Annotated in this window: 12 protein-coding genes and 1 rRNA gene; 3 read left to right on the forward strand and 10 right to left on the reverse strand. The window is 70.3% G+C overall.

What is annotated here, in order from left to right; translation table 11 throughout:
• Nucleotides 1–234: 234 nt before the first annotated feature.
• Complete coding sequence (locus ACZ6JY_RS30040) at nt 235–513, reverse strand: glutaredoxin family protein (protein WP_469200775.1); 279 nt, start codon at nt 511–513, stop codon at nt 235–237.
• Between the two features lie 138 nt (nt 514–651).
• On the opposite strand from ACZ6JY_RS30040, the gene ACZ6JY_RS30045 reads away from it, so the two are divergent.
• From ACZ6JY_RS30045 to ACZ6JY_RS30055, 3 genes are all read left to right on the forward strand, one after another.
• Nucleotides 652–1,596: an HAD family hydrolase gene (locus tag ACZ6JY_RS30045; protein WP_469200777.1), complete on the forward strand. Its 945-nt coding sequence runs from the start codon at nt 652–654 to the stop codon at nt 1,594–1,596.
• 356 nt (nt 1,597–1,952) lie between these two features.
• On the forward strand, nt 1,953–2,747 hold the full coding sequence (locus ACZ6JY_RS30050) for an ECF subfamily RNA polymerase sigma factor, BldN family (RefSeq protein WP_469200779.1): 795 nt from the start codon (nt 1,953–1,955) through the stop codon (nt 2,745–2,747).
• A gap of 282 nt (nt 2,748–3,029) precedes the next feature.
• Nucleotides 3,030–4,268, forward strand: a complete 1,239-nt coding sequence (locus ACZ6JY_RS30055; protein ID WP_469200781.1) for a DUF5667 domain-containing protein — start codon at nt 3,030–3,032, stop codon at nt 4,266–4,268.
• A gap of 101 nt (nt 4,269–4,369) precedes the next feature.
• Here the strand turns inward: ACZ6JY_RS30055 and ACZ6JY_RS30060 are convergent, their stop codons facing one another.
• The 9 genes from ACZ6JY_RS30060 to rrf all read right to left on the reverse strand — a co-directional run.
• Nucleotides 4,370–5,428, reverse strand: a complete 1,059-nt coding sequence (locus tag ACZ6JY_RS30060; RefSeq protein ID WP_469200783.1) for a lysophospholipid acyltransferase family protein — start codon at nt 5,426–5,428, stop codon at nt 4,370–4,372.
• A gap of 14 nt (nt 5,429–5,442) precedes the next feature.
• A complete protein-coding gene (locus ACZ6JY_RS30065; protein WP_469200785.1) occupies nt 5,443–6,492 on the reverse strand; it encodes an NAD-dependent epimerase/dehydratase family protein in 1,050 nt (349 codons plus the stop codon).
• A 232-nt stretch (nt 6,493–6,724) separates the two neighbouring features.
• Entirely contained in the window at nt 6,725–6,823 is a 99-nt protein-coding gene (locus ACZ6JY_RS30070; RefSeq protein WP_003948845.1) for a 30S ribosomal protein bS22, read from the reverse strand.
• A gap of 149 nt (nt 6,824–6,972) precedes the next feature.
• Entirely contained in the window at nt 6,973–7,182 is a 210-nt protein-coding gene (locus ACZ6JY_RS30075; protein ID WP_062770509.1) for a helix-turn-helix domain-containing protein, read from the reverse strand.
• Nucleotides 7,183–7,314: 132 nt separating this feature from the next.
• Nucleotides 7,315–8,130, reverse strand: a complete 816-nt coding sequence (locus tag ACZ6JY_RS30080) for a phosphatase (protein ID WP_469200788.1) — start codon at nt 8,128–8,130, stop codon at nt 7,315–7,317.
• A gap of 179 nt (nt 8,131–8,309) precedes the next feature.
• Complete coding sequence (locus ACZ6JY_RS30085) at nt 8,310–9,485, reverse strand: acetoin utilization protein AcuC (RefSeq protein ID WP_469200790.1); 1,176 nt, start codon at nt 9,483–9,485, stop codon at nt 8,310–8,312.
• Nucleotides 9,454–10,716: an MFS transporter gene (locus ACZ6JY_RS30090; RefSeq protein WP_469200792.1), complete on the reverse strand. Its 1,263-nt coding sequence runs from the start codon at nt 10,714–10,716 to the stop codon at nt 9,454–9,456. Before ACZ6JY_RS30090 ends, ACZ6JY_RS30085 begins: the two co-directional genes overlap by 32 nt.
• Nucleotides 10,717–10,740: 24 nt before the next feature.
• Nucleotides 10,741–11,397 carry an HAD family hydrolase gene (locus tag ACZ6JY_RS30095; RefSeq protein WP_469200794.1) on the reverse strand — a complete coding sequence of 219 codons (657 nt, stop codon included), beginning with the start codon at nt 11,395–11,397 and terminating at the stop codon, nt 10,741–10,743.
• Nucleotides 11,398–11,479: 82 nt separating this feature from the next.
• A 5S ribosomal RNA gene (gene rrf / locus ACZ6JY_RS30100) occupies nt 11,480–11,548 on the reverse strand; the annotation flags it as partial.

Below are 11,548 nucleotides of genomic sequence, written 5' to 3' on the forward strand. Positions count from 1 at the left end.
AACGCGTGCACAAAGATGGTGTCCGTTTTGCCCGGCCAACGTGATGGGGGTCACGCGCCCCCGGCGCGCGATCGTGGAACCGGCGCGTGGGCAGCTTCGTTGCTCACCTGAAGGGGGCAAAACCGCACACACTCCTCACGATCATCACCCCCGTGAACAAAACCGCCCCAAAGCCTAGACGATTTTGCGGGTTCTTTGGACTGCCTGGTCAGTAACCGCGCCCGTGCGAGCGCCCTATCCCGCCAGCTCCCGGCGGAGCCGCGCCTCGTCCACGCGCCAGAAGGTGTGCTGCTCACCGTCGACCAGAACCACCGGGATCTGCTCCCAGTACGCCCGGTGCAGCTCCTCGTCCCGCGTGATGTCCTTCTTCTCCCACGCGGCGCCGAGCTCCCCGCAGACCTTCTCGATCACCTGCTGTGCGTCATCACACAGATGACAGCCCGGCTTCCCGATCAGGGTCACCGTGCGCTCCGCGGGCTTCTTCTTCTCCGTACGACGAAAAATCGGGCTCATACCGCCATTCTCGCCCCGGCTCCCCCGTCCGGCCGATCCCCGGGGCGCGGCCCGCTTAACGGTCCGGTCGCGGAGAGTTCACGGCCCCCGCATCCGGCCGACTCCGGAACCACCTGACGGACTGGCTATGCTCACGACATGGCCGCTCTCGGATGGCTCACCCCCCGTAGGCGCTCCGCCACGGCGCGGAGCGTGTTGGCAGGCGAGGCCTCGGCTGAGGCAGCACGCAAGTCCTCCCAGGAGCTGGAGGAACTCGCGGGGCGCACCACGCCCGACGAGGGGCCCGCGGAACCCGCCTTCCCCGTCGTCGGCGACGACAAGGCCGCCGCCTTCTTCGACCTCGACAACACCGTGATGCAGGGCGCCGCGATCTTTCACTTCGGCCGCGGCCTGTACAAGCGGAAGTTCTTCGAGCGCCAGGAGCTCTTCCGGTTCGCCTGGCAGCAGGCGTGGTTCAGGCTCGCAGGCGTCGAGGACCCCGAGCACATGCAGGACGCCCGCGACAGCGCGCTCTCCATCGTCAAGGGCCACCGCGTCGCCGAGCTGATGTCCATCGGCGAGGAGATCTACGACGAGTACATGGCCGAGCGCATCTGGCCCGGCACCCGCGCCCTCGCCCAGGCCCACCTCGACGCGGGCCAGAAGGTCTGGCTGGTCACCGCGGCGCCGGTGGAGATCGCCACGGTCATCGCGGGACGCCTCGGCCTGACCGGCGCCCTCGGCACCGTCGCCGAGTCCATGGGCGGCGTTTACACCGGCAAGCTCGTCGGCGAGCCCCTGCACGGCCCCGCCAAGGCGGAGGCCGTCCGCGCCCTGGCCGCCGCGGAGGGCCTGGACCTGGCCCGCTGCGCCGCGTACAGCGACTCCCACAACGACATCCCGATGCTGTCGCTGGTCGGCCACCCCTACGCGATCAACCCCGACGCCAAGCTGCGCAAGCACGCCCGCGAGCGGGACTGGCGGCTGCGGGACTACCGCACGGGCCGCAAGGCCGCGAAGGTCGGCATCCCGGCCGCCGCGGGCGTGGGCGCGGTCGCGGGCGGCACCGCCGCCGCCATCGCCCTGCACCGCCGCCGCCACTGAGCCGGCGCGGCCAGGCCGCCCTCAGACGCCACCACCGGCCGGCGCGCATTCCGCGGTCCTACCCCGTCCCGTTCCCCGGCAGTCACACGGGATGGACTCGGCCACAACACGCCTCACGTGAAGACGGAATGTGAACCGAAGCGATCAATAAACGGTCACTCTCTGCTGCTCAAGTGTGCGCGTATCGGTTACAGAAGCGACGTAATCGACGATTTGAGCAACTGGGTGTAGCGCTGCCTGTACGAAGCGTTATTCTCCTCAGACGCATGAACGGGCCTCGCTCGTCACCGCTTGTCGCCACGACGAGTGAATGGTCCGGAACTGCACGTGATGGAAGCTCTGCCTCTGGGAGTCCCGTGTACCCACACGTCGGGGTTGACGCCTCGGGCCTGGCTACGCTGCGCGCAACGGTCCTCGACCGCTTGCGCGGCTTCGTCCCCACCGCGTACGCCGTCCCCGCCGTCCCCGCATTCGCCGTCCCCGCACCCGCCGGGCCGTGCCACGCCCTGGCGGACGGCGGTGCGGCTGTCAGCAGACGGGTCCGCTCCGGCGCCGCTGCCGCCACTTCAACGACCACCCACCGCCGTCCCGCGGCGGACAGTGACAGCGCCCGCATGATGGAGCTCGTCGAACGCGCCCAGGCCGGCGAGTCCGACGCCTTCGGCCGCCTCTACGACCAGTACAGCGACACGGTCTACCGCTACATCTACTACCGCGTGGGTGGCAAGGCGACCGCCGAGGACCTCACCAGCGAGACCTTTCTGCGCGCCCTCCGCCGCATCGGCACCTTCACCTGGCAGGGCCGCGACTTCGGCGCCTGGCTGGTCACGATCGCCCGCAACCTCGTCGCCGACCACTTCAAGTCGAGCCGGTTCCGCCTCGAAGTGACCACCGGCGAGATGCTCGACGCCAACGAGGTCGAGCGCAGCCCCGAGGACTCCGTCCTCGAGCACCTGTCGAACACGGCACTGCTCGAAGCCGTCCGCCGCCTCAACCCCCAGCAGCAGGAGTGCGTGACCCTGCGCTTCCTCCAGGGCCTCTCCGTCGCGGAGACCGCGCGGGTCATGGGAAAGAACGAGGGCGCGATCAAAACCCTTCAGTACCGCGCGGTGCGCACGCTCGCGCGGCTCCTCCCGGACGACGTGCGGTAGCGCCGGGCAGCCTTCAGCGGCGGTTGACTCACTGCACGTGACGGCCAGTTGGCCCCCACGGCCCCTTGGCGATTCCTCGCGGTCCGATCATCCTTCGTCCGTAACCCAAGTGCCGCGACGCTCGTTGTGCGGGATGCAGGCTCCCTGTGGTCGCCATCCGACCGTTCCCTTCGCTCCCGAGGGAAACGCCATACGCTCACTCGAACGTGTGGAAGCGGTCGGACAGGCAACCCTCAGGACCCCCTGGGGAGTCGACCGTCATGACGAGAGGAGGTGCCGCCAGTGATCGCGAACGTATCGGCCCACCGGCGGGCGAACGCCTTCGCCCAGGCCCTGGATGAACATTCCGACCAGCGCCCGGCGGCCGAGCAGTCCGAGGACTCCGCGTCCACGCCCGCGGCCGAGGAGTCCCCCGAAACCACCGCGGCCAGCGCCGGGCCGACCGAGCAGGGCCGCATGCTGGCCCTGACGGAAGGCCTCGACGCGCTGCCCAAACCCGTCTTCGACCCCGAGGTCAAGGTCGTCCAGCGCGCCCAGCTCGTGGCCGCGATGGAGGCCATGCTCCTCGACGGCAGTGCCGCGGTGCCCGAACAGCGCTCCCGCAAGGGCGCGCACCGAGCCGGCCCGCTGAACAGACTGCGGCCGCGCTCCCGTCTCTCCAAGGGCATCGCCGCCGGCGGCCTCACCGTCGGCGTCGCGGCGGGCGCCTTCGGCGGAGTCGCGGCCGCCAGCTCCGACGCCCTCCCCGGCGACTCGCTGTACGGCCTCAAGCGCGGCATGGAAGACCTCAAGCTGGGCCTGGCCGACGACGGCGAGGACCGCGGCGAGATCTATCTCGACCAGGCCTCCACCCGGCTGAACGAGGCACACAGGCTCATGGAGCGGGGCCGCTCAGGACCCCTGGACCACGAGTCCATCGGCGAGATCAGGCGAGCCCTCACCGGCATGCAACACGACGCCAGCGAGGGTCACCGTCTGCTGCACGAGGCGTTCGAGCGCGACGGCTCGCTCGGTCCCATGCAGGCGCTCTCCGCCTTCTCCCGCTCGCACCGGGAGAGCTGGAGCGACCTCCAGGGCCGGCTCCCCGTCCAGCTCGGGGACATGAGCGACCAGGTGGACTCCGTGTTCGACGCCATAGAGGACGACGTCGAACCCCTGCGGGCCCGGCTCCCCCGCCTCCCGCAGAAGGACGGTTCGGGCGGCGGGACACCGCAGAGCCCCAGCCGCCCGGACGACACCGGCCGGCAGTCCGCCTCCCCCGACAGCGGTGGAAGCGGCGGCACCGGCGACACCCGCGAGGAGAAGCCGTCCTCACCCCACCGGAGTGACGGCGGCGACGACGTCCTCGGCGGCAGCGTCGGCGGTCTCCTCGACCCACCGGACGAGAAGACGAGTCCCGAGCCGTCGGACGGCAGGAGCAAACCCGGCAAGGAGACCCCGGCCAAACCGGACGTCACCCTGCCTCCGCTCCTGCCCGGCCTGCTCCCGGACCTCGGCCTCGACGCCGACGAGGAGAAGTAGCGGTCGTCGTCAGTACGTGATGGGGGCGCCCCCGACCAGGGAGGCGCCCCCATCACGTATGCCTGGACGTACTTCCAGGCCTTCTGGAACTGCTGGGGCTTCTAGAAGAAGACCGACCGTCGCTGCACGAGCAGCTTGTACAGCGAGTGCTGGATCTGCTCGCGCACCCGGTCCGTGAGGTTGAACATCAGCATCGGGTCGTCCGCCGCCTCCAGCGGATAGCCGTCCGTCGGGATCGGCTCGCCGAACTGGATCGTCCACTTCGTCGGCAGCGGCATCGCCCCCAGCGGCCCGAGCCAGGGGAACGTGGGCGTGATCGGGAAGTACGGGATGCCGAGCACCCGCGCCAGCGTCTTCGCGTTGCCGATCATCGGGTAGATCTCCTCGGCGCCCACGATCGAGCACGGCACGATCGGAGCGCCCGCCCGCAGAGCCGTCGAGACGAAGCCGCCACGGCCGAACCGCTGGAGCTTGTAGCGCTCGCTGAACGGCTTCCCGATGCCCTTGAACCCCTCCGGCATCACACCGACCAGCTCGCCCCGCTCCAGGAGCCGCTCGGCGTCCTCGGCGCACGCCAGGGTGTGCCCGGCCTTGCGGGCCAGTTCGTTGATCACCGGCAGCATGAAGACGAGGTCCGCGGCGAGCAGCCGCAGATGCCGGCCCTGCGGATGGTTGTCGTGCACCGCGACCTGCATCATCAGGCCGTCCAGCGGCAGCGTCCCCGAGTGGTTGGCGACGATCAGGGCCCCGCCCTCGGCGGGGATGTTCTCGACGCCCTTCACCTCCACCCGGAAGTACTTCTCGTACAGGGGGCGCAGCAGCGACATCAGGACCTGGTCGGTGAGCTCCTCGTCGTACCCGAAGTCGTCGACCTCGTACTCACCCGTCAGCCGTCGCCGCAGAAAGGCCAGGCCACCCGCGATACGGCGGTCGAGGCCGCCGCCCCGTGGCTCCTGCGCCCGCCGCGTCGGCTCAGGACGCCCGGCCTCCGGTTCCGCGTGCGCACCCTCCTGCTGCCCGCCGGGCAGCGCCTTGACCTCGCTCACGGCCGCGGGATCACCCTTGCGGCGGGGCGTGGACGTGGGCCTGCGGCGCGGGGCGCGCTGCGCCGCCGCGCGCGACCGGTCGTCGTCGAACGGAATGACCTTGGCGTCCGCCATCGTTGACGCTCTCCTCAGTTGGCGCATCGGTTGCCGCCCGCGAAGGGCAGCGCGGCGATCCGGTCCACTGCCCCCGCGAGGGCACCCGGTGGCAGCAGCCCGGGACCGCGGCTGCGCACGAAGTCCGCAAAGGCCTCCGCGGTGGTGTACTTCGGCTCGAACCCCAGTGTCTCGCGCATCTGCCGGGTGGCCACGACCCTGCCGTGGGTCAGCAGCCGGAGCTGCTCCGGCGAGAAGTCCGTCATGCCCATGGTCCGCAGCGCCGAGCCGACCCAGGTGACGGCGGGCAGGAGGACGGGCACGGTGGGGCGGCCGAGCCGCCGTGAGCACTGGGAGAGCAGGAGCAGGCCGTCGCCCGCGATGTTGAAGGTTCCGCTGTTGAGCGTCCCGCGCCGCGGTTCGTGCGAGGCCAGGCGGAGCACCTCGACCGCGTCGTCCTCGTGGACGAACTGGAGGCGCGGGTCGTAGCCGAACACGGTCGGCAGGACCGGCAGCGAGAAGTACTCGGCGAGCGGGGAGTCGGCCGTGGGCCCGAGGATGTTGGCGAAGCGCAGCACGCAGACCGCGACGTCCGGGCGGCGCCGCGCGAAGCCGCGCACATAGCCCTCGACCTCGACGGTGTCCTTGGCGAAGCCGCCGCTCGGCAGCGACTTGGGCACCGTCGTCTCGGTGAAGACCGCGGGGTCCCTGGGCGCCGAGCCGTACACGCTGGTGCTGGACTTCACCACGAGCCGCTTCACCGTCGGCGACTTCTGGCAGGCCCCGAGGAGCTGCATGGTGCCGATGACGTTGGTCTCCTTGGCCGAGCCCCGGCTGCCGCCGCCCAGCGCGGTCGCCGTGACGTCCATGTGGACGACCGTGTCCACGCCGTACTCGGCGAGGACCTTGGCGATCGCGGGCTGCCGGATGTCGGCCCGGACGAAGTCGGCGCCGCCCAGATGGTGCTCGGGCGGTACCGCGTCGACGGCGATCACCCGGTCCACCTCGGGATCGCGCTGGACGCGCCGGACGAACCTTCCGCCCAGTTGCCGGGCCACTCCGGTCACGAGCACGACCTTGCCCAAGATCAGCGCCTGCCTTTCCCCAGCCCTCGCCGCGCACCATCGTCCGTGTCCCGGCCCACGCTAGCCGGTCCGTGTTGCGCTGTGATGACCGTGCGCGGCGGGAAGTGACGACGGACACAGGAGCACGTACGGACCAACCGGCCGGTGCTCAAGTACCGCGTACGGCTCCGGACATGCCGAAGCCCTCCCGCCAGAATGACGGGAGGGCTTCGGACGCGTGTACAGCGGCCGCTTACTTCTTGTTGCGACGCTGAACGCGAGTGCGCTTCAGCAGCTTGCGGTGCTTCTTCTTGGCCATCCGCTTACGCCGCTTCTTGATAACAGAGCCCACGACTACCCTCGCTCACTTCTCTTCACTAAGTGCGGGGCAGCAGACTGGGCCCACACGACCTACGTCGGCCTAGCCTACCCGTCCCGGCGTGGAGGACGTAATCGAGGGCGGAGGAGCCCTCCCGGCGAGGGGCCCTGAGGCCCCCGCGCTCAGCCTGCCTCGACCCCCACATACGACTCGCGGAGGTATTCGTGCACCGCCTGCTCGGGAACCCGGAAGGACCTTCCGACCCGGATGGCGGGCAGATGACCGCTGTGCACCAAGCGGTACACGGTCATCTTGGACACTCGCATCACCGAGGCGACTTCCGCCACGGTCAGAAACTGAACCTCGTTCAGCGGCCTCTGGTTCTCAGCCATGACACCCCACCTGAACCTTCCGCACATGACGGGCACCGGCTTCCCCTTCCGGTGACTCTTCGTCGCTGCGCGCTCACTCCCCAGACTAGGGGCGGATGATGCGAGTGGGGAAGAGGAGCAGCCATCGGCCGCCTACTGTGACAGACACGCTCGATTGAGTACATAGCGAGTAAGCGGTCGGTAGTAATCAGACCGCACAGCGTCATCAAGCGGAACGACGACGGACACCCGCCCCTCGGCCTCTCCGACGAACAGCGCGGGATCATCCGTATCCGCCAGACCGATCGCCTCAAACCCCAGCTGACCTGCTCCGCAGACCCATCCGTGGTCTCCTACGACAAGCCCCGGAAGCGGCCCGCCGGCCTCCGCGGCGGCATCCAGAACCGCCCGAACCGGGAGCGGTGAGTGGGTGTGTGCGCCGGTCTCACTCCCGGCCGGCCGTGCGCCGGGTTCACGCACCAGCGCGACTCCTTGTACGTAGTCAAGGTTGTACGTGCGTAGGCCGAACCGGGTCGTTATGTCGACACTGTTGCCCTGCGCGGGGGTGAGGACGGTGCATCCCGCCGCCGACAACGCGTCCGCCAAAGCGGCGTAGAACCCGAGCAGCCGGTGCGGATGTCCGGTCCCGAAGAGTACGGGGAGTCGCCTTCGCGCGGCCTCCGCGAGGCGTTCCGCGAAGGCGTCGAGCGCCGTCAGGGTCCGCTCCGGATCGATGACGTCGGCCCCGCTGGTATACCGCGGGTCGGCGGACACTCCGCACTTTTCGGCCATGAGGCCCAGCAGATCGCCGGGGCCCCAGCGCCACTCGGGGTCGAGCCCGAGGAGTATCCGCGGGTCCCTGGCCGCGAAGAGCCGGTAGCTCCGCAGACTCTTCTCCCGGGAAGTCGCCACGGGCCCGGCCATCCGAGCCGCCAACAGGTGCGCACGCAGGGCGCCGGTGCTCAACACGCTGCCGATGCTGACGCATCGACGCCCACCCGACGGCGAAAACCCCGAAAAGCACCCACAATTGGGCTAACGCGGTCATAATCCGCCCGAGGGGCGGCCGTACGCGCGTCGCTTCAGCCCATGCGGCGCTCGATCGGGCGCGCGATCGTGAGGCGAAGCCCCCGGAGGGGGGGCCTCCTCTACGGCAACAGTCCCCGCAGCGGAAACGCCGCCCGGCGAGCGGCGAGCACCGCCTGGTCGAGCCGGTCCGCCGGGTCGTAACCGGCCTCCCAGCCCCGCCAGTCCACGGGCCACCGCCCGTCCGTCATCCGCCCCGGCGCCAACTGCCTCGTACGCGCGTAGGCCTCCTGCCGCCAGGCCTCCGGGACCTGCGCCACCGGCTCCACGGGCCGCCCCGCGGCGATGGCGACGAGGTGCGTCCAGGAGCGCGGCACGACGTCCACCACCGCATACCCCCCGCCGCCCAGCGCGACCCAGCGCCCGTCGGCGTGCTCATGCGCCAGGTCGTGACAGGCGACCTGCACGGCCCGCTGCGCGTCCAGGGACACGGCGAGGTGCGCCAGGGGGTCCTCGAAGTGCGTGTCGGCGCCGTGCTGGGTGACGAGGACCTGCGGCCGGAACTCCGCGAGCAGCTCGGGCACCACGGAGTGGAAGGCCCGCAGCCACCCGGCGTCCCCGGTCCCCGCCGGCAGCGCGACGTTCACCGCCGAGCCCTCGGCCGTCCCGCCCGCACCCGTCTCCTCCGGCCAGCCGGTCTGCGGGAACAGCGTCCGGGGGTGTTCGTGCAGGGAGACCGTCAGGACCCGCGGATCCTCCCAGAACGCGGCCTGCACCCCGTCGCCGTGGTGCACGTCGACGTCCACGTACGCCACCCGCTCCGCGCCCAGTTCGAGGAGGCGCGCGATGGCGAGCGCCGCGTCGTTGTAGATACAGAAACCCGAGGCGCCGCCGGGCATGGCGTGGTGCAGTCCGCCCGCGAAATTGACCGCGTGCAGGGCCTCGCCGCGCCACACCGCCTCGGCAGCCCCCACGGACTGCCCGGCGATCAGCGCCGACACCTCGTGCATCCCCGCGAAGGCGGGGTCGTCCTCGGTCCCGAGCCCATACTCGCCGCGCGCGGACGCCGGGTCGGCCGACGCCGCCTTGACCGCGTCCACATAGTCCTCGCGGTGCACGAGGCGCAGCGTCGAGTCACCGGCCCGCTTGGCCGCGACCACCTCAAGCTCCTTGTCGAGCCCGAAGGCACCGACAAGACTCCGGGTCAGCCCGAGCCGGACCGGGTCCATGGGGTGACCCGGGCCGAAGTCGTAACCCGTTACTGCCTCATCCCACATCAGCTGTGCGCGGCCGCTCATGTCCGTCACCGTATCGGTCCGCTCCCGGGGCGAAGGAACGGGCGTACAACACGGTCACGAGCACCAACGCCATGGGAACGAGCATCGCGCCCCGGTAGTTCCACGCGTCCCCGAGTCCGCCCACCAACGGCGAACCGATCAAAAAGCCCACATAGTTGAAAACGTTCAGTCGCGCGACGGCGGCGTCCGAAGCCCCGGACCCGTGCCCGCTTCCCTGTCCGTGCCCGCTTCCCTGTCCGTCGAAGGCGAGCCGGCCCGCCGCTGCGAACGTCTGCGGAACGATCACGCACAGCCCCAGCCCGACCACCGTGAACCCCGCGACCCCCGCCCACGCCCCGGGCGCCGCCGCCACGACCGCGAACCCGAGAGCCGCCACCAGGGCCCCGGCCCGTACCACCGCCACGGCCCCGAAGCGACGCACGCCCAGGTCCCCGAGCCCCCGCCCCACGAGCGTCATGACCATGTAGACGTTGTACGGAACGGTCGAGACCTCCTCCGAGCTCCCCAGCACGTCCTGCACGTACTTGGCGCTCCAGTTGGAGACCGTCGAGTCCCCGATGTACGCGAACGTCATCACCAGGCACAGCGGCAGCAACAGCTTGAAACCGACCCCACCGGCCTTCGCGGCCGCCGTACCGTTCCCCTGGTCCTCCTGGTCCTCCTGGTCCTCCGCCTCGGCGTCGACGTACCACCGGCTCCCGGCCAGCGCCGCGGGCAGCAGCACGACCACGGCCGGCAGATACGACACGGACAGCGAGAGGTCCCAGTGCGCACCCGCCCAGGCCAGCGAGGCCCCCGCGATCCCGCCGAAGCTGTACGCGGCGTGGAAACCGAGCATGATGCTGCGCCCGTACGCCCGCTGGAGGCTGACCCCGAGCATGTTCATCGACGCGTCGAGCGCCCCCACCGCCAGCCCGAACGCCCCCAGTGAGAGCGCCACTTGCCACAGCTCGTCACCGGCGCCCACACCGAGGAGCGCGAGCAGCACGACCGGCTGCGACCACCGCAGCACCGCACTCGGCGGCACCCTCCTGACCAGCTTCTCGGTGGCCACGCTCCCCACCCCGGCCAGGATGGGCACCGCCGCGAGGAAGACCGGCAGCAGCCCGTCGGATATCCCGTACCGGTCCTGGATCGCCGGGATACGCGTCACCAGCAGGGCGAAGGCCACTCCCTGGGCCAGGAAGGCGAACGCCAGCGAGGCCCTGCCGCGCCGCAGCACATCTGTCATGGCCGGGAAGCGTAGGGCCCCGCGCTACCCATGGGTAGAGGCGAGCAGAGCGGGCAACTCTCGCAGGTCGGCGAAGAGTTCAGTGGCTCCCGCGAGCTTTTCGGCGGGCGTCATGGCGGTGAACCCGTACACGTCCATCCCGGCGGCCACGGCGGCCCGCACCCCGAGCGGGCTGTCCTCCACGACCACACACCGCTCGGGCGCCACTCCCATGCGTTCCGCCGCGTACAGGAAGAGATCGGGCGCCGGCTTCCCCCGCCCCACGTCCTGCGAACTGAAGACGCGCTTGTCGTCGAACCACTTGTCGAGCCCGGCCTTCCGGTGCCCCACCCGAATCCGCTCATGGCTCCCGGAAGAGGCCAGACAGTAGGCGACCCCGTCCCCCGCCAGCTTCTCCAGGACCTCGACGGCCCCGTCCATGGCTTGCAGCTCCCGCTCGAAAGCGGCGAAGACCCGCCCGTGGAACACATCGTCGAAGTCGGCGGGCAGCCGCTTCCCACTCCGCTCGAGAACCAGGTCGTGTACGCGATGGACGGCCGCCCCCATGTAGTCGCGCAGGGAGTCCTCGTAACTGGTGGGATGCCCGAGCTCGGTCAGATACGCGGCAAGAATGGTGTTGGAGAGCGGCTCGCTGTCCACGAGGACGCCGTCATTGTCGAAGATGACCAGGTCGTATCGCATGGCTCGACCCTAGCCGCCGGCTTTCCGGCCTGGAACGCAGAAAACCCCCGCACCATTGGTGCGGGGGTTTCCCTTAAAATTAGTTCGGCGGCGTCCTACTCTCCCACAGGGTCCCCCCTGCAGTACCATCGGCGCTATGAGGCTTAGCTTC

The organism is Streptomyces sp. NPDC046335, from assembly GCF_055587985.1.